Here is a 17,793-nt window from a genome sequence, read left to right as displayed (position 1 = left end):
TAAAGTTACGAAATATATAAATTACCATAAAAGGAGAAATGTAACTCGGCGAAGAAAGTTGTTGCAGCTTTGGCTCTGGTTCTGGTTACGGTCTGGCTGGTAGGCCGCTATACATCCAGTATAGAGAAGAAGGAAATGGTGGAAACAGCCACGATCCTGAGTCAGGAATATATTAAAAAGTATTACAACAGTGAATATATATTGAAGGATTATGATATTATTCATCCTTCTATCTCTTCTACTATCTTTATGTATGGTTATATTGAAGGGCATGAGGGTGAAACGATCACCGTTGCTTATAATTATCGTGAAAAAGAAGTAGACTATGCTAAGGAACCCAGTTGGTTCATCGAAACTCGAAAACCGAAGTATTCCTCTTCAAGCGGGCAGGATACGCAGTAGTTTTTTGTTGAAATGACGCAGGGTACATTTATCCGTTTAATCGCTGCTTTTCCAGGATGAGGAACTAGAACTATTATACTACATATGATTCCCTTTAGGTATATCTGGAACTCAGTAGTGTTTCTTTTGAACTAATTTATTGCGGTGTGATTAGATGAAATTGAAGGGAAAGTATCGAAAAAAATAGAAGGGAGGAATGAACATGGTGAAAAAAGTGGTTTTGGTTCTTGCTCTTGTTATAGTTGCACTCTGGCTGGTGAACCGTTATACATCCAGCATAGAGAAGAAGGAAATGGTAGAGACGGCTACGACCCTGAGTCAGGAATATATAAAAAAGTATTATAACAGCGAATATATAGTCACCGATTATGATATTATTCATCCTTCGATAAATTCGACTATTTTTCTTAAAGGTTATATCAAAGGGCATGAAGATGTACGGATCTCTGTTACATATGATTATAAAAAAAAGGAAGTACGCAATGTTGGGGGCCCCAGTTGGTTCATCGACACCCGGAATCCCAAATATTCTCCATCAAATGGACAGAACCCCCAGTAGCAAAGGATTCTTTTTTTGCTGAAATGTCGTAGCCTGTCTCTTCAACTAATCTTGTTTCGATGTAATTGAAATGGAAATAAGGAATAGATCTCGAAAAAAATAGAAGGGAGGAATGAACATGGTGAAAAAAGTGGTTTTGGTTCTTGCTCTTGTTATAGTTGCACTCTGGCTGGTGAACCGTTATACATCCAGCATAGAGAAGAAGGAAATGGTAGAGACGGCTACGATCCTGAGTCAGGAATATATAAAAAAGTATTATAATAGCGAGTTTATAGTCACTGATTATGATATTATCCATCCTTCAATAAATTCGACCATTTTTCTTACAGGTTATATTACAGGGCATGAAGATGTACCGATTTACATTACATATGATTATAAAAGAAAAGAAGTACGCAATGTTGTGGGTCCCAGTTGGTTTATCGAAGGCCGAAATCAGTAACGATAAAGTCCCCTATCATGAAAGAAGTATCATTTGAAACTCAAGCTGACGCCTGCGTCAGCTTATTTATCATACACAAGCACTCGTGCAGTGGCCTGCTGCAGGATTGTATATGAAAAATCATACACAAGCACTTGTGCAGCGGCCAGACGCAGGGAATGTGTATGAAAAATCATACACAAGCACTCGTGCAGTGGCCTGCTGCAGGATTGTGTATGAAAAATCATACACAAGTACTCGTGCAGCGGCCAGACGCAGGGATTGTGTATGAAAAATCATACACAAGCACTTGTGCAGCGGCCTGCTGCAGGATTGTATATGAAAAATCATATACAAGCCCTCGTGCAGTGGACTGCTGCAGGCTTGTGTATGAAAAATCATACACAAGCCCTCGTGCAGCGGCCAGACGCAGGGAATGTGTATGAAAAATCATACACAAGCACTTGTGCAGCGGCCTGCTGCAGGATTGTATATGAAAAATCATATACAAGCACTTGTGCAGCGGCCAGACGCAGGGTTGTGTATGAAAAATCATACACAAGCCCTCGTGGAGCGGCCTGCTGCAGGATTGTATATGAAAAATCATACACAAGCACTCGTGCAGTGGCCTGCTGCAGGATTGTGTATGAAAAATCATACACAAGCCCTCGTGCAGTGGACTGCTGCGGGAATGTGTATGAAAAATCATACACAAGCACTTGTGCAGCGGCCAGACGCAGGGAATGTGTATGAAAAATCATACACAAGTACTCGTGCAGCGGCCAGACGCAGGGAATGTGTATGAAAAATCATACACAAGCCCTCGTGCAGCGGCCAGACGCAGGGAATGTGTATGAAAAATCATACACAAGCCCTCGTGCAGTGGACTGCTGCAGGCTTGTGTATGAAAAATCATACACAAGCCCTCGTGCAGCGGCCAGACGCAGGGAATGTGTATGAAAATCATACACAAGCCCTCGTGCAGCGGCCAGACGCAGGGCTTGTGTATGAAAAATCATACACAAGCCCTCGTGGAGCGGCCAGACGCAGGGAATGTGTATGAAAAATCATACACAAGCACTTGTGCAGCGGCCAGACGCAGGGTTGTGTATGAAAAATCATACACAAGCCCTCGTGGAGCGGCCAGACGCAGGGAATGTGTATGAAAAATCATACACAAGCACTTGTGCAGCGGCCAGACGCAGGGATTGTGTATGAAAAATCATACACAAGCACTCGTGCAGCGGCCAGACGCGGGGAATGTATGAAATTGACGGCGGTCAAACCCATGGGTGCCTTTCATTTCAATTATCAGTAGATACAAGAGCATATTGGATCAAAACCCACGATTATATCTATATTCCTATTTATGGTGCTTATAGTATATTATATAGAGGGGGTATACATTATTAAGGGGACTAAAGTTCTATCCAAGGAAGCCATTATGCATATTAACGAGGAGTTAATAAAGAGAAAGGTGTTATGGAATGATTAATTTTCAACTAACTTTCTATGGTCTATTGCTATCGATGATGCTTATTTTGGCAACAATTGGAGCAATGATGTATTTTAGGTGGCGCAGTCAGCTGTATATCAATCTGTTTGGCGCAACTCTACTGGGTGCAATATCTTCTATAGCTATGTTAGCCTTGCCAAATAAATTTAATTCGTGGTATACATTCTTTCTATCACTGTTGACCTGCAGCTTCGTTCTCATGCAGATTGCTCTGCATAGATTGTTATTCACAAAAAGACAGGATAAATTATACGGACACTTAACAGGGACTGGTGCTAGTCTTATAACGGCAGCGGCATCGCTATTCTTGCCTGTGGAAATGGCAGCTTTACTTCTGCTATTTGTTATTGCCGGACTTGCTGGTTTCATGATATATAAGATTGTTCCTGAAACCGGGATCAAGCCGAAAATTGTAATCTCATTTATAGGATATGCACTCCATCTTATCTTTTTTATATCTGCAGCAATAACGAAGATGAATGGACTTCATGTGCTAGGTATGCTTTTTCTATTCTTCTCGATGTACATGATCTTCACCCAGCTAATGGAGAGAGTGCTGGATATTATGCAGGCCGCTGCTTTCACATCGACTAGGGATGAGACGACCGGGTTATACACCCGCAAGCATTTTGTCCAGCAGGCTAATCAATATTTATCGCGTGGACAAGCCTTCGGTATTGTATACATATTGATTGATTTCAGTAAGGAAAATCGAAGCGGGTCTTACGATGAACACTTTAACAACATAGGGCCAATTATTCAGAAATACATAGATAGACTCGGCTTTTCGTGCAGATATGGTCAAGATGGGGTGGCCGTCATGATTACCAAATCATCTTTAGAAATGGCCAGCCTAGTAGAATCCCTACGGATGAACATTGAAGGAGAAGTTCCATACCCTATTGCAGTCGGTTATACGAATGTTATTGAAGGGGCAGAATTGGAGCAGCTCCTCCATGATGCCAGACAGGATGCTGACCGGATAAAATCAAATGGCTTGGATAAAATATTTGATTTGGCAAATAGCAAAATCCTGAGTCATGATGGAAATGGGGGTGGTAGAGTATGAATGCACTGATTGTTTCAGCCAAAGCTGCCGCCCAAGTCCGTAAAGCAATTGGGAATTCAGACATTAGCTATGAGAAAACAGGAAGATTTAGCGGCTCCGAGTATTTGGAATTCATACATTCCGTAGCTAGAATTAACATTCAAACTTTTGTAACGGATATGGATTGTACAGAAGCCCAGCCCTTTCTAGAAGGAATACGCCAGTATAAATCATTAAGAAGTCATACGCAAGTTGTAGTCATTGCCCTTGATCGTCATGAAGAGGATGGAATGGTTCACCAGTTGGCGGACATGGGAATTCAAGTGATTACGACAGTGCCGGGCACTAAGCCCGAGTCTATTATCCAGGCTTTAAATAAATTGTTGCCGAACAATCAAAGCCAACCCGGAGCTGCGCCGGAATTGAATGATTCGGAAGTGCAAATGGAGCGCGTCAAAGATCGCATTTACCGATTTACCTCCAAGCTTCAGAGCTCTTATTTGGAGAATGCGGACGTTATGGATCTGGAAATTCCTGAGCTTCCCTTTCAGGAGAGAGTTATTGTCCAGGATCGAATTATTGGAACCATAACAGTAGCTGTTATGGGGGTGGAAGCCAAGGTAGGATCCACGCATCTTAGTATTTTGATATCGAATTACTTGAACCGGAAGGGATACTCGGTGGCTATTGTTGAAGCTAACGGTTCGCAGGATTTTAATTATATTGAGAGCGCCTATGAGGGCATTCGGGATTATACCAACCCCACCGCACAATTCAGTATAAATGGAGTAGTTTACTATAAGAGCACTAGTAAGATGGATATGAGCTCACTGCTGGCTGCAGGTTATGATTATCTTATATTGGATATAGGCAGCTATACTGAGAGCGAGTGGAGTGCTGAATTCTATCGCGCGAATGCTCAGATTGTAATCGGTGCGGGAAGCGAATGGCGGCAGCCTAGAATCAAAAAATTCCGAGACGCACACAAGAAGAGCGATCAATCCAATTGGTTCTACTGTATTCCCTTTGTAGATCCGATAAGCATAGCGGATATAAGGAAGGAGCTTCCGGGTAATTTGGTATATCGAATTCCTCCTCATGCCGATCCTTATAAAGCTCTAAGCGAGACCGATTCGACGATTTCGAAATTGCTAAAAAATTTTTTGGGAGAAAAGAAGAAGGCTTCGACAAAAAACGCCCTTTATTTCATTATTATTGGCTGCTTGCTCATCATCATTATTTTACTGGCGCTATTGTTTGTTAAATAAGCATTTGAGAGGTTCCTCTATTAAGCAAAGTGTATCCTGCTTAGGGGAACCTCTTTTTATGTCTTAAACAGGGTGCTTTTTTTGCAATTACAGATGAAGGTCTTTAGAACTGAATACTTCTAACTAAATTTAGATAAAATATTAAAATTTCAACAAAAATCGACAGTTTCTGCAAAAACCATATGATATAATTTTCCTACAATGATAGGTAATTGGATTCATTTCAATATTTTGAAGGGAGTTAAGGTATGTCGAGAATACGACTGCGGCAGAAGCAGCTTCTAACGGCAGGCGCCATTGGAGGAGCGATTATTCTGCTTATTTGTCTAATTATTGGATATTTATATGTAAGCAGTATTCAGAAAAAATATGTGCAGCGCATTAGTGAAGTTGAAACCAAGCTAGCTGCAGCTGAGAAGCAGCTCAATGAGGAAAGAGTTAATGTGGCCATATTGAGCGATGATTATAAGGCAGGGGATCTAATCACCGAGAAGGATATTGTTTCTGTAAGCGTTCCACGGAGTGTGGTACCAGATAATGCAGTTCTGGAGAAAGATATCATAGGCAAGTATTCCAAGATCGATCTAAAGAAGAACACATTAATCACAAATGCGATGCTGTTTGAGGAAGGAATTACGCCCGATGATTTGCGTAATCAAGAATTTAATCTGATTCAGCTGCCGTTAAAGCTAACCACAAGAGATTTTGTTGACATTAGAATCAAATTCCCAACGGGACAGGACTATATTGTTCTTTCGAAGAAAAAGGTTGCTGATTTGAATAACGGTACCGTGTGGCACCAACTGAAGGAAGAAGAAATATTGTTTATGTCTAGCGCTATCGTGGATGCATTTATTAACGATGCTACTATATACGCGCTTAGCTACGTAGATCCCTATATGCAAGAGAAAGCACATGTTACATATCCGCCAAATCCTAAAGTCCAGGAGTTGATTATGTCAAACCCCAATATTATTGGTATTGCAACAATGGCTATGGAGCAGCGGAATCGGGAAAGACTAGAGCGGGATCTAAGGGAGATGCCGGAGCAGGAGCGTCAGAAGTATATTAGCGGCAAGTCGAAGCTGGAGACGAACAACCCAAATTCCTATCAGAACGAATACGATGATTCTAGTACTACCGAGTTTACACAGGATAATCCATTACTTGATTCCTCATCTGGTCCAGGGCAATCCATGTCATCACGGCCAGCATCTTCAACGACTTCCCGGTCGGAAGATATCTTTAAAGACAATATTGATAGTGTTTCTATAGAGGAGTAGATCGAAAGCCATGAAGCAAATAATATTTCTTGGACATTATGATAAGACGGATATGATGTTCTACCTGGGGAAATTGATTTCAATGGAGCACAGCGTGCTCATCGCAGATGCAACAGAGTCAGGCAGGTATGAATATGCATATCCCAAGCTGGATATAGAGGCGGATGTCCATCAATATGACGGCTTTGATGTTATGGAGAACGTATGTAGTCCGATCCAGCTCAAAGAGCGTATAGCTGAGACAAACTATGATTATGTCTTAATAGACGTAGACTATTTAAAGAATGTTCAGGAGTGGAGCAGTGAAAATCCTGTATTCTTGGTAACGTCCTTAGATAATACGGTAATGCAGAGGAATTGCCAATTGCTAAACGGATTCTTTGAACAGAGCGAAGCGTCTGAGCTAAAGTCGATTACAAGAATCGTGCAGCGGGCAACGGATGCCTTTAGTGAGGAGTATTTGGATGAACTGCTGGATCACCTCCCTATTCAATGGCATGACACGCTTGTGTATTACGTAGATGAGCGGGATAGTGCCCAGAAAATACATAATCAGTTCAGCAATCAGATCTCGATGAGCAAATTGTCGGGAGAATATAAAACGGTATTAAAGCAAGTGTTATCTGCAATTTTGGAAATTGATGACAAAGAGGCCGGAAGGCTGTGGAAGCGTACCGAGAGGAGGAGAAAGTAAGTGGCGCAGGTTTCCTTTTGGGGAGTACAGCACGGGTTAGGAGTCACAAGCAATACCGCCGCCATAGCCGCATTGATCGGGCTGGAATATGACCTGAGAACATTAATCTCACAGCCGCAATGGTCTGACTCTACGCTGGAACGATCATTTCATAGAACCATTAATCAGTATAACAGGCAGTTTATCGATGTATCAGGATCAGGCATGGATGCGCTGGAGCGAGCTGTCCGGAGCAATAAGCTGGAGAGGGAAACGGTCAAGAACCATGCCCTGCTTATCGAAAGAAATAGATTGGACTTGCTTAGCGGTACCGAGAAGTCGGATAAGCTGCGATTCGAAAGCTCAAACGATGTATTGGAGATCATATTCGACAAGGCGCAGGATTATTATGACATGCTGCTGCTTGATGTACACAGCGGTGTTAATAGCCCCGTTATTCTGAATACCTTGGCTAATTCAGATCTTGTCGTCGTTTGCCTCAATCAAAATATAAATGTTCTTGAGAAATATTTTGAAGAGGAAGATAGGATTTGGCCGGAAGCCTTGGATAAGGTGCCGCACATTCTATTAATCGGGCAGTATGACCACGATTCTAAATATAAGATCAGAAATATAGCGAATAAATATAAATACAAAGGGAAAATAGCGTCTATCCCCTATAACACTAGCTTCCGGGATCATGTCAATGATGGCGATGTGAAGGGCTTTTTTGTTAAGAATCGCTTTGTGCCTAAGCATCATAAAAATTACATGTTCATGCAAGAAGTACGCAAGGTAAGCGAGTTAATTCTTACGGAAATAGGAATTAATGCGAAGACAAAGTACATGGAAGGAAGGGCCTTATAAGATGGGGATGTCTTACACCCTCAATTTTATCGTGATCGTGATTATATTGATCCTATTGGTTGTGTACCTCTTCGTGGTGCTGAATCGGAAGCCGAATCAAGAGAAGACCAAGACCTCGGACGGAGATAGGAGAAGGTTCGAGCTGGAATCCATTCTTCAGTATGTCAAGGTGACTATTAATGACTTTGTAAACAGCAGTTTGCTGGATATGGGCCTTTCAGGGGAAGAATATGCCCGTCGGCAAGCCGTTGTCGCAGAACTGAGAAGTGCGATGAAGAATGCTACGAACGGTGATATCCAGGAGAAAATGTATTTAAAGCAATATATTTACGACCTGCTGGATCGAAGCTATAAGCTGGATGAGCATAATATTAACTACATTATTCCGTTTGAAGACCCTGATCAGTTGACGGATCAGGATAAATTCGAAATTCTACTGCATCTGTATAAGAAGAAACACGGCTTTCAAGGGCTGACTCGACTGATTGATAAATACCAGCTTGACCGGCCGAAGCAAGTTATCGAAGACGGCACGGTTGACTCCTATATTATTACAGGCGAAGAGATTCGGAGCATTTATCAGCGCGAGGCCCCGAATAGCCTGGAATATACGGACAAGCTGAGTATTATCGTCCAACGTATTTATGGGGCCTATAAAGGATTTGGAGTGATTGATGACATACGGGACATGGCCATTGACGGAGTTTCGGGAGGGGTATCAGGAATTCCTTCGGCGATGCAAATCATCGAGGATGAGATGGAGCTTATGCAGGGGATGAAGAATTCCCGTCATCCCGGTTATCAGAGCGTGTGGATATTTTTCCGGGGGAAATCGATTCATTTGCCGTTTCTCAGCTTTGGCTCGGATATTGAGCTGAAGAGGGTATGCCAGAATATTTACAAATACGATAACCCAGGGCAGCTTACGGAAACGAATGGGTTCAAAGTCAATGAAATGAAAGACGGCTCAAGGGTTGTTGTTGTACGGCCTCCTTTTGCGGAAAGCTGGGCCTTCTTCGTTCGGAAATTTGACCTCCCGAATATGAACCTGGATAGTCTTGTCTCCGATAAATCAGGCCATCATTCAGAGCTCCCCCGGGAAATGATCAAGCACTTGATGAGGGGAGCGCAGGTAACGGCATTTACTGGCCCGCAGGGCTCGGGGAAGACTTCGCTAGTCATGGCATCTGTTAAATACATATACGCTACTTTAACTTTACGGATACAGGAGATGACGTTTGAGCTTCATTTAAGACGACTTTACCCGGAACGAAACACTCTAGCTTTTCGAGAGACGGACAGCATTTCCGGACAAGCAGGACTCGACTTGCAGAAGAAGACGGACGGAGCCGTTAATATTCTAGGTGAGGTGGCGACCGATCCGGTGGCAGCCTGGATGATCCAGATGTCTCAGGTGGCAAGCTTATTCACTATTTTTACCCACCATGCAACTACAGTTCGCGAATTGGTATGGTCGCTGCGAAATTCCTTGCTCAAGACAGGAGTCTTCCAGAATGAACGTATTGCCGAGGAGCAGGTAGTCCATGCCGTGAAATGGGATATTCATATGCGCAAGGAAACCGACGGGAGGAGATATATCGAGCGGATTACGGAAATTATTCCTGTGACTTACGAGTCGGATGTATTGGAAGGGGATGCGCTATCTGCTACTGGAGACAGCGTAGAGAGCAAGCTTGACGCTCTGGTTGAGCTGCACAGAGAGGCTTATCGCCGCAGCAGCGGGCGCGTATGGACGGCACGAAACATTATTGAATATCGAAACGGTGAATATGTTGCCGTAGCTCCGATATCCCAACAGAAAATTGACAGCATGATGTTCCATATGAGTGCCGATGATCGGTTGCAATTCCAGGCATTCCTGGACCGCTATTGGGGGGATTGCCATGAATAAATGGTTCTGGGTACTGGTCATTTGCGGGTCGGCGATCATAGTATCAGGATTATTTCTGATCTTTGCCATCCTCAAAGAGCGAAAGAGAAGGAAGAACTTTGGCAGTGTGTGGACAACCGGACAGAACACTAAGAGGGCTACTCCACCCAAATTATTGATCTTCTATCAAAAATCCTACATGTTTCTTCTGCGGGTTCCCATTACCCGTGGGCAAATTTTGCGCATACGCAAGCGGCTAACAGCTATTAATACATACGATGAATATACTCTTCGCAAAGAAACGATGAGAATTACTTATTTTACTCTAGGCTCAGCTTTGCTGGGGATTCTGATATTAGCAGTAGTAAGCAGAAGCTGGATGGCGGTGTTCTTCGGGGTATTGATTGCCATCATCATGAATGAATTATTTGTAGATATATTTGTTAATCGGGTAGAGGACAGGCTGCTCAAGCAATTTTCCCGTTTCTTGGAGGATAATCGCCATTACTATCAAGAGGTGCGTATGGTGGATGAGGCGATTTATCAGGCAGCACAGGCTTCGCCTCAGGAAATTAAGCTTCAGGTCGAGAAAATTTATGATATCTTAACGTCTCACGAACCGCATAAAGGACTTGAGGGCTATTATGCAGTAGCACCTAATCGATATTTAAAGGTGTTTGCGGGAATCTCGCATTTGATTATGGAGTATGGCGACCGTACGGTGGACAAGGGCTCCATGTATTTGAATTCAATCAACAAGCTTGTTCAGGAAATTAGATATGACCTGTTAAGGAGGCAGAGGCTGCGCTATCGGCTTGGGGGATTGACGATGATCGCTATAGCCCCCATTCTGCTATCTTTCCCGTTGGTACGCTGGGCGGAGAGTTATTTCCCAATTACGAAAGATTTCTATACCAGTAAGATGGGGATTATTATCCGGTTGGTGATTTATGGCGTATCGGCACTTAGTTATGTTCTTATTCGCAAGCTGTCCGAGAATGACGAGGCTAAATATGTCCCCAAAGGGCCTAGAAAGCAATGGGAGAAGCAGGCCTATAATTGGCCGATTGTCCGGTGGTTTGTCGATCGGTTGGTTCCAGGGGCGCAGACTCGCAAGCATTACAGATTGAACATGCTTCTTAAGGAAGCAAACTCGCCATTTATATTGGAATGGTTCTACATTCATAGAATTGCCGTAAGTATTGCAGGGTTCGTTGGTGTAGTCATCCTGACTGTCGTTCTCCACATTACCGCAGTATTTCATGTATATAACAGTCCGACCAAAGAACAGACTACGATTCTTGGCTACATGAATGAGACCGAGCTGAGTAGAGCCGAGGAATTAACCAAATTCGACAACCAAATTATAAGAGAGGTGAAGGCGAAGGGACAAAAAAATAGAGAAAGCATAAAGACCGTGATTGAACAAAATTCGGACAAGCCGCTTAGTGATGTTGATATGAATTCCGCTATTATGCGCATTGAAGGGAAAATGGCTCTCATTAATAACGAGTTCTTCAAGTGGTGGGAGCTGCTCATTGCCATTGCTGCTGGAGGGGCAGGTTATTATTTGCCGGTATGGATTCTCCAATTTCAGCGGAAGCTTCGAGCTATGGAAATGCAGAACGAAGTAGATCAATTTCATGTCTTAATTTCGATATTGTCGGAGTTTGAACGAATGTCGGTGGAGACGATTTTAGAATGGATGGAACGGTATGGCATCATCTTCAGGCCAGCGCTGCAGCGTGCGCTGCTTACCTTTGATAGCGGCTCCGAAGCCGCTTTGAAGACGCTAATGGATGAAGCCCCCTTCGAATCCTTTGTCAGAATTATCAAGAGACTGCACCAGGCTATTGAGAAGATTTCGATTCGCGAGGCCTTTGACGATCTAGAGATGGAGCAGGAATACTATGCGGAGCAGAAAAAGGAGCGGCTCGAGCGGCTAATCCGCCAAAAGGCTTCATGGGGGAGAATGATCGGATGGACACCGGGGGCACTGCTAATAGGGCTATATCTGGTCTTTCCGTTCCTCTATATGTCCTTCGGACAGCTCGGAGAATTATCAAAACAAATACAAACTATTTAATTTAAAGGAGATGTACTTGAGATGGAAGAAAATACAGGCGTCGGTATACGAGTCGCGGCAGGGATATTCCTGACGATTATGCTAATTACGATTGTGGTTATTATTACGATATCCTCGCAGGATGCCGCGAAACAGGGCCAGACGAAAATGGCCTCGATTACAACCCAGTTGTCTGACACGGAGTTTAATACGTATAACAATACTACTCTGTCAGGCAGTCAGGTGCTGAATGCGATTCGCCAGTATATGAATTTGGAGCAGTTTGGAATTCGGGTAGTGACTGGGAAGCAGAAAGCAGCTGGCAATAATGTTGGGACGTTCTATGGAAATACTTTTGTTTACGAAGGGGATGACAAGGGCTCCATTAATTCTGACTATAAAAATGTTGACTTAACTATACCTGAGAATCAGAGATACCCGGAGTATATTAATCCGAGCGGTAAATTTAAAGCTACTATCGTGAGAGATAAGAATAATATGATCCGCGGCATAGAGTTTGAACAGGAATAAATCATGGCTTGCGTACGATGGTATAGAGGGCAGGGGTTAAAAGATGGTGGATAACCTTGAGAGAACTATATTCGTTGCTGCCGAAATATTCCTGTTCATCGTTGCTTTTATATTCGCTCTTAACGGTATTCATGCTCAGGAGGCCGCTTTCGAAGCGGCCAGAACATCCATGGAGCAGGAGGAACGTCGTCTGTACACCAGCCTTCAGCTCAACAGCAATGAGACCTATACGGGGGCAGAAGTCATACAGAGCTTATATCAGATTTCTCAGCTGGGGGTTAATATCCAGGTTGGAAGCCAATATTTCTCAAAATACGTTGATCCGGAGACAATCAATATTTCTGGAATTGATCCTTACAAGGTGTATGATGTAGCTTACATCCGGGATAGTCAGGGTGTTCTGTTAACCATTATTTTTACATAGAGGGTGAGTGCGTGGAAGGATCATTATCTAAAATAATGGCGATATTTATTGCAGTAGCCCTGCTATTCGGGTATCCACTCTACCAGCAAGCTCAGCGCCAGGACGAACTCTCGCAAATGGTCGTTCACAATGCGGTCACGGAGTTTGTGGACGCGGTGCGCACAAAAGGCTATATCACTCCGCATATGTATTTAGAGCTGAATCGCAAGCTAGGAGCCACCGGGAATCAATACGATATTCAAATGGAGCATTTGCATAAGCGGTACAATCCGGTTTATTTTGATCCCGCCAATCCTGCTACCTTTGAAGGCAGCTTCGATATTTATTTTAATGGTCATTACACGGAAGAGATCATGGCGGCATTGTTTCCAAATAACACGGAGCCTTTGGATAGCAAGAAGCGTATTTATCCAATCTCTACAGGGGATACAGCAGCGACTCGGCCGGATCCTATGGTTGCGGGGGACTTCTTTCGCGTGAAGGTGCGAAATGTAAATCGTACGATGGCTGTGATCCTGCAGGACTTTTTTACAAATGGGAATACCGGCAGCAACAACAAGGTGTATGTAACCTATGGGGGAATGATTATTAATGAAGATTACTAATTGGGCGATTCTATTCGTTTGTATCATTCTCCCCTTCTTCTTAGTCATGGATTTGCGAACCGCTCATTTGAAGACCGTCCAGACTCTGAACCATCAATATACTGTAGCTTTAAGGACTGCGGTACAGGACGCGGGAGTCGTTCTGAATGCGAATGAGCTGCAGGAATTTGAGGCTGAATATGAATCTGAGAAATATTTTAAAGTAAACAAGGAATTAGCTGTGGAGACCTTCTTCCGAACGATGTACCTGAACTTTGAGGTAGACGGGGATCGGATAAGGGAGGGGGCGCTAGCCGCTTATATCCCAGCGATTATTGTTATGGACTATGACGGCTATCATATTTATGCGATTTCTGAATATCGGGATTCTGAGGGGCAGATCATATACAAGCACTTATGGCGGCCGAAGAAGCCATATGCTTATTCCGACTCATCCGGGAATATCATTAACTTTACGCTGGATGGATATGTCCGAGCCTATGAAGCTGCTTCTGGAGAATGGCTGAGGGGATTCCAGCATGAGCTGCAGAACAAAACGTATATTTCCTTGTTAAATGATGCTCAGGGCTTTGAAGCGATGAGAAGGAGCACGATCATTAAGCGAATCCAGGAGGATTTGGCTTATTTTATTAACGAGCATAATGAGCACGCTATCCGCAACGGTATTCACTATACCTTTAAACTGCCGAGCATACCGCAGGAGGAATGGGTTAATACGATCAATGATATCGGTATTCTTGCTTTTGTTCAGGGGATTCCTGTGGGTGATCAGTTCTATAACAATTATGCCTTTGGAGGAGGACGGCTGGTTAAGAAAACGGTGATATATGGAGGGATCGATGAAGCTACGGGATTCAAATATTATTATCAAGAAGGCTGCGGGTATCCGTATCGCATAGAAGAAACCTTTGATACCAGAAAGGATGCGGCCGCAGCCGGATATTTTCCGAAGGAATGTGTGAGATAGACAGTTAATTAGCATTAGAGATAAGGAGAATCGAACAGATGAAGAGATGGATCGTGTTGTTGCTATGTGGCGTGATTGGAGTTTCGATGCTGCATTGGGAAGGGAACGTAGAAGCCGCGTCGGAGCTTGGGCCAGTCATAGGCAGTCCTCAGCTAGCTGTCTTGGTTGATGGACGAAAAGTTAAATTTCAAGGCGGCGATCCGGTCATGGAGAACAACCGAGTTCAGGTACCGCTTCGCGGGATTGGAGAAGCACTAGGGGCAAAGGTAGATTTCAGCGATAAAACCGTGACTTATTTGAAGGATGAGAAGTCGATCGTTCTTACATTAGGAAGCAAGGTGGCCGTGGTCGATGGCCAAAATGTAACGATGGATACGGCGGCAAAAGCAGTTAAAGGACGCACCTATGTTCCGTTGCGGTTTGTTAGCGAGAATCTGGGTGAATCAGTGAGCTGGGATCAGGTGGGGGGATGGGTTTGGATTGGGGAGAAGAAGATTCCGAGTACTGACGATGAGCAATATAAGCTCACGCCAATAAGTGAGTTTAGGGAGTATACTCAGAGTGACTTGTTTTTTAAGAATATTAGGGGAAAAGACTATACTCATATCAAAATTATTAAATCCAGTGATTTGCCAATTCAGTTGGCCGATAGTCAAATCGTGTATAGTATTGACTTGGTTAAACGCAGGAGAGAAGATTTCATTCGAATTCGCAGCAACCACAGGGGAAATCCTATAACTTTTTTGGTGAAAAATAGTTTCGCAAGAGGTCGACATGGTATTGATAATGCATTTACTAATAATGGTGATAACACGGGAATGAATTTCTACCCTGTAGTAAGCAGCTTGGATAAATTTCAAAATAGTGTATATATAGAAAACTATGAAGGTTGGACTAGTTTCACCATTAAGCAAGCGGATTACATTTTACTTGAAGATGGTGATTTATATGATTATGCAGTAGCCATCGAAAATCCGTTTAAATAGGGAATAGAGATGGTAAGAAGGACAATGAATTTATTGAAGAGATTAATTTTCACCTAGTCGGAGAGCATTTTAGTATCTATAGAAGTTAGTACAGAATTGGTTGTTCTAAAACTGCAGAAAATAAGGGAGAGTAAAATGAAGAGATGGATCGTGTTGTTGCTATGTGGCGTGATTGGAGTTTCGATGGTGCAATGGGAAGGGAACGTAGAAGCCGCGGCGGATCTTGGGCCAGTCATAGGCAGTCCGCAGCTAGCTGTATTGGTCGATGGACGAAAGGTAAAATTTCAAGGTGGCGATCCGGTCATGGAGAACAATCGGGTTCAGGTACCGCTTCGCGGGATTGGAGAAGCACTGGGGGCAAAGGTAGACTTCAGCGATAAAACGGTGACCTATTTGAAGGGCGAGAAATCTATCGTTCTTACATTAGGAAGCAAGGTGGCCGTGGTCGATGGCCAAAATGTAACGATGGATACGGCAGCCAAAGCAGTAAAGGGACGTACCTATGTTCCGTTGCGCTTTGTTAGCGAAAATTTGGGTGAATCAGTGAGCTGGGATCAGGTGGGAAATTGGGTATGGATTGGATCTAAAGAAATTCCTACGCCCGAAGAGATTGGGATTAAGCCGCAAGAGCTTGATAAGTTCAAGAAGATGATAGATCCAATTAGTGGGTTATATAATGATGGACAAGAAGATGCCTATGTGTTCAACTACGATCAATTGCCTTTAAAAGTGGGTGATCGAGTAATATATGATATATGGAAAATTAGGCAGAATGGTATAGATGGTCTGCGTGTAAGATATTCGGCTGCCTTCAGTAGAATATATTACTTATCATCTGATACTCAAGGAGCACGTATACGCGGCCCAATAGAGGCAATGAGAATAAATGATTCATATCAAACATATATAGAGAACTATCGTATAGATCAGCGAAGAGATGATGTTTCTATTAATGATAAAAATTATGCCCAATTTACTATCAAGAAAGCGGATTATATTGGTTTTAGCGGTCTTTCCCGTAAATCACTCTTTCTCCTCGAAAATCCGTTTAAGTAAGAAGGAATAATAGATGAAGAAATTTAAGAGGATACTGAGTGGAATAGTATTCATGAGTATCTTGTCTGATATAGCTTATGCTGGGACTTTACCAACTACACATGATAAAGAAAATCTGAATAAACATAATTTTTTATCATTAAGCAAGCGGATTACACTTTACTTTAAGTAGTGATTAATATGAAATATTTAATTTTCACCTGGTCGGAGAGCATTTTAGTATCTATAAAAGTTAGTACATAATTGGTTGTTCTAAAACTGCAGAAAATAAGGGAGAGTAAAATGAAGAGATTGATAGTGCTGTTGCTATGTGGCGTGATTGGAGTTTCGGTGCTGCGATGGGAGAGGAACGTAGAGGCCGCGGCCGATCTTGGGACAGTTATAGGCAGTCCGCAGCTAGCTGTATTGGTAGATGGACGAAAGGTAAAATTTCAAGGCGGCGATCCGGTCATGGAGAACAATCGGGTTCAGGTACCACTTCGCGGGATTGGAGAAGCTCTGGGGGCAAAGGTAGACTTCAGTGAAAAAACCGTAACCTATCTGAAGGGCGAGAAGTCGATCGTTCTTACATTAGGAAGCAAGGTGGCTGTGGTCGATGGCCAAAATGTAACGATGGATACGGCAGCCAAAGCAGTAAAGGGACGCACCTATGTTCCGTTGCGGTTTGTTAGCGAGAACCTGGGTGAATCGGTGAGCTGGGATCAGGTGGGGAATTGGGTGTGGATTGGGGAGAAGGTGGTACCAACCTTAGAGGAAGTTGGCTTGAAAACAGTGAGTATTGATCCATATTTAAAGTGGTTTAAGGATAAAGAATATCTTCTGAAACGTCCACGAGAAGATATAACTTATGAGAAGGTATTGATTTTTAAAGAAGCGGATTTGCCTACGAAATTTTTACGTGAAATTTACAGTGTTGAGCTGTTTACAGAGCCTACATCAAAAGTTGTCTTTCTTAAAGTACGAGCTAAGACTACCTCTACGGTAGGAAACCTGTTTTACCTTACTAACAAAAATGATATTCGGTTTCGTAATCATGTAGTTGGTAGAACTATTAATAACGGTGACGGAACTAAATATGACTTCTATCCAATATGGTCGCTGTCTGATAAAACGTTAGACGGAATTATTGATCAGAAAGTTTTGGAATTAAGTGACATAGAGTACATTGGATTTGATGGGGGAAACCAGGATTATGTCCCTTTGATGGTTAACCCATGGAGAATAAATTAAG

At 43.0% G+C, this 17,793-nt stretch carries 18 protein-coding genes; 17 read left to right on the top strand and 1 reads right to left on the bottom strand.

Features of this window, described 5'->3' with window-relative positions:
• The first annotated feature begins 69 nt into the window (after positions 1–69).
• The 3 genes from BN2762_RS04455 to BN2762_RS04445 all read left to right on the top strand — a co-directional run bounded on the left by BN2762_RS04455 (position 70) and on the right by BN2762_RS04445 (position 1,403).
• Positions 70–402, top strand: coding sequence for a hypothetical protein (locus BN2762_RS04455; protein WP_055105817.1), 333 nt, complete (start codon positions 70–72; stop codon positions 400–402).
• Between the two features lie 202 nt (positions 403–604).
• Positions 605–961, top strand: coding sequence for a hypothetical protein (locus BN2762_RS04450; protein WP_055105816.1), 357 nt, complete (start codon positions 605–607; stop codon positions 959–961).
• Between the two features lie 118 nt (positions 962–1,079).
• Positions 1,080–1,403: a hypothetical protein gene (locus tag BN2762_RS04445; protein ID WP_055105815.1), complete on the top strand. Its 324-nt coding sequence runs from the start codon at positions 1,080–1,082 to the stop codon at positions 1,401–1,403.
• A 377-nt stretch (positions 1,404–1,780) separates the two neighbouring features.
• On the opposite strand, the gene BN2762_RS26775 is transcribed toward BN2762_RS04445, so the two are convergent.
• The gene (locus BN2762_RS26775; protein WP_148499869.1) at positions 1,781–2,143 is read right to left on the bottom strand and encodes a hypothetical protein; all 363 of its coding nucleotides are present in this window, start codon (positions 2,141–2,143) and stop codon (positions 1,781–1,783) included.
• A 726-nt stretch (positions 2,144–2,869) separates the two neighbouring features.
• Here BN2762_RS26775 and BN2762_RS04435 point away from each other — a divergent pair.
• The 14 genes from BN2762_RS04435 to BN2762_RS04370 all read left to right on the top strand — a co-directional run bounded on the left by BN2762_RS04435 (position 2,870) and on the right by BN2762_RS04370 (position 17,792).
• Positions 2,870–3,967 (top strand): diguanylate cyclase domain-containing protein, encoded by a 1,098-nt coding sequence (locus BN2762_RS04435; protein ID WP_055105813.1) that lies wholly within the window; start codon positions 2,870–2,872, stop codon positions 3,965–3,967.
• Positions 3,964–5,214 carry a hypothetical protein gene (locus tag BN2762_RS04430; RefSeq protein ID WP_055105812.1) on the top strand — a complete coding sequence of 417 codons (1,251 nt, stop codon included), beginning with the start codon at positions 3,964–3,966 and terminating at the stop codon, positions 5,212–5,214. Before BN2762_RS04435 ends, BN2762_RS04430 begins: the two co-directional genes overlap by 4 nt.
• A gap of 248 nt (positions 5,215–5,462) precedes the next feature.
• Positions 5,463–6,497, top strand: a complete 1,035-nt coding sequence (locus BN2762_RS04425) for an SAF domain-containing protein (protein WP_055105811.1) — start codon at positions 5,463–5,465, stop codon at positions 6,495–6,497.
• 10 nt (positions 6,498–6,507) lie between these two features.
• Entirely contained in the window at positions 6,508–7,191 is a 684-nt protein-coding gene (locus tag BN2762_RS04420) for a hypothetical protein (RefSeq protein WP_055105810.1), read from the top strand.
• Positions 7,192–8,037 carry a hypothetical protein gene (locus BN2762_RS04415; RefSeq protein WP_055105809.1) on the top strand — a complete coding sequence of 282 codons (846 nt, stop codon included), beginning with the start codon at positions 7,192–7,194 and terminating at the stop codon, positions 8,035–8,037.
• A gap of 1 nt (position 8,038) precedes the next feature.
• Positions 8,039–9,949, top strand: a complete 1,911-nt coding sequence (locus tag BN2762_RS04410) for a P-loop NTPase family protein (protein ID WP_083484760.1) — start codon at positions 8,039–8,041, stop codon at positions 9,947–9,949.
• On the top strand, positions 9,942–12,014 hold the full coding sequence (locus tag BN2762_RS04405; protein WP_055105808.1) for a hypothetical protein: 2,073 nt from the start codon (positions 9,942–9,944) through the stop codon (positions 12,012–12,014). The genes BN2762_RS04410 and BN2762_RS04405 overlap by 8 nt, the downstream gene beginning before the upstream one ends.
• A gap of 21 nt (positions 12,015–12,035) precedes the next feature.
• Positions 12,036–12,524, top strand: a complete 489-nt coding sequence (locus BN2762_RS04400) for a hypothetical protein (RefSeq protein ID WP_055105807.1) — start codon at positions 12,036–12,038, stop codon at positions 12,522–12,524.
• Between the two features lie 43 nt (positions 12,525–12,567).
• Positions 12,568–12,948: a hypothetical protein gene (locus BN2762_RS04395; protein WP_055105806.1), complete on the top strand. Its 381-nt coding sequence runs from the start codon at positions 12,568–12,570 to the stop codon at positions 12,946–12,948.
• A 35-nt stretch (positions 12,949–12,983) separates the two neighbouring features.
• Positions 12,984–13,553 (top strand): hypothetical protein, encoded by a 570-nt coding sequence (locus BN2762_RS04390; RefSeq protein ID WP_074048566.1) that lies wholly within the window; start codon positions 12,984–12,986, stop codon positions 13,551–13,553.
• The gene (locus BN2762_RS04385) at positions 13,540–14,520 is read left to right on the top strand and encodes a hypothetical protein (protein WP_055105804.1); all 981 of its coding nucleotides are present in this window, start codon (positions 13,540–13,542) and stop codon (positions 14,518–14,520) included. Before BN2762_RS04390 ends, BN2762_RS04385 begins: the two co-directional genes overlap by 14 nt.
• Before the next feature lie 38 nt (positions 14,521–14,558).
• The gene (locus tag BN2762_RS04380; protein ID WP_055105803.1) at positions 14,559–15,506 is read left to right on the top strand and encodes a copper amine oxidase N-terminal domain-containing protein; all 948 of its coding nucleotides are present in this window, start codon (positions 14,559–14,561) and stop codon (positions 15,504–15,506) included.
• Positions 15,507–15,641: 135 nt separating this feature from the next.
• Positions 15,642–16,562 (top strand): copper amine oxidase N-terminal domain-containing protein, encoded by a 921-nt coding sequence (locus BN2762_RS04375; protein WP_055105802.1) that lies wholly within the window; start codon positions 15,642–15,644, stop codon positions 16,560–16,562.
• A 282-nt stretch (positions 16,563–16,844) separates the two neighbouring features.
• Complete coding sequence (locus tag BN2762_RS04370) at positions 16,845–17,792, top strand: copper amine oxidase N-terminal domain-containing protein (RefSeq protein ID WP_055105801.1); 948 nt, start codon at positions 16,845–16,847, stop codon at positions 17,790–17,792.
• Position 17,793 lies beyond the last annotated feature (1 nt).

The organism is Paenibacillus ihumii (genome assembly GCF_001403875.1).
GTDB lineage: Bacteria > Bacillota > Bacilli > Paenibacillales > Paenibacillaceae > Fontibacillus > Fontibacillus ihumii.
Note: the sequence above shows the minus strand (reverse complement) of the source record. Positions and strands in the feature narration are given on the sequence as shown.

Excerpts from the sequence above, each read along its gene's own strand:
- BN2762_RS04410 (WP_083484760.1), top strand. The coding sequence starts at position 8,039 with ATGGGGATGTCTTACACCCTCAATTTTATCGTGATCGTGATTATATTG.
- BN2762_RS26775 (WP_148499869.1), bottom strand. The coding sequence starts at position 2,143 with ATGATTTTTCATACACATTCCCTGCGTCTGGCCGCTGCACAAGTGCTT.
- BN2762_RS04380 (WP_055105803.1), top strand. The coding sequence starts at position 14,559 with ATGAAGAGATGGATCGTGTTGTTGCTATGTGGCGTGATTGGAGTTTCG.
- BN2762_RS04375 (WP_055105802.1), top strand. The coding sequence starts at position 15,642 with ATGAAGAGATGGATCGTGTTGTTGCTATGTGGCGTGATTGGAGTTTCG.
- BN2762_RS04420 (WP_055105810.1), top strand. The coding sequence starts at position 6,508 with ATGAAGCAAATAATATTTCTTGGACATTATGATAAGACGGATATGATG.
- BN2762_RS04445 (WP_055105815.1), top strand. The coding sequence starts at position 1,080 with ATGGTGAAAAAAGTGGTTTTGGTTCTTGCTCTTGTTATAGTTGCACTC.
- BN2762_RS04395 (WP_055105806.1), top strand. The coding sequence starts at position 12,568 with ATGGTGGATAACCTTGAGAGAACTATATTCGTTGCTGCCGAAATATTC.
- BN2762_RS04370 (WP_055105801.1), top strand. The coding sequence starts at position 16,845 with ATGAAGAGATTGATAGTGCTGTTGCTATGTGGCGTGATTGGAGTTTCG.
- BN2762_RS04425 (WP_055105811.1), top strand. The coding sequence starts at position 5,463 with ATGTCGAGAATACGACTGCGGCAGAAGCAGCTTCTAACGGCAGGCGCC.
- BN2762_RS04430 (WP_055105812.1), top strand. The coding sequence starts at position 3,964 with ATGAATGCACTGATTGTTTCAGCCAAAGCTGCCGCCCAAGTCCGTAAA.
- BN2762_RS04390 (WP_074048566.1), top strand. The coding sequence starts at position 12,984 with ATGGCGATATTTATTGCAGTAGCCCTGCTATTCGGGTATCCACTCTAC.
- BN2762_RS04450 (WP_055105816.1), top strand. The coding sequence starts at position 605 with ATGGTGAAAAAAGTGGTTTTGGTTCTTGCTCTTGTTATAGTTGCACTC.
- BN2762_RS04400 (WP_055105807.1), top strand. The coding sequence starts at position 12,036 with ATGGAAGAAAATACAGGCGTCGGTATACGAGTCGCGGCAGGGATATTC.
- BN2762_RS04405 (WP_055105808.1), top strand. The coding sequence starts at position 9,942 with ATGAATAAATGGTTCTGGGTACTGGTCATTTGCGGGTCGGCGATCATA.
- BN2762_RS04385 (WP_055105804.1), top strand. The coding sequence starts at position 13,540 with ATGAAGATTACTAATTGGGCGATTCTATTCGTTTGTATCATTCTCCCC.
- BN2762_RS04435 (WP_055105813.1), top strand. The coding sequence starts at position 2,870 with ATGATTAATTTTCAACTAACTTTCTATGGTCTATTGCTATCGATGATG.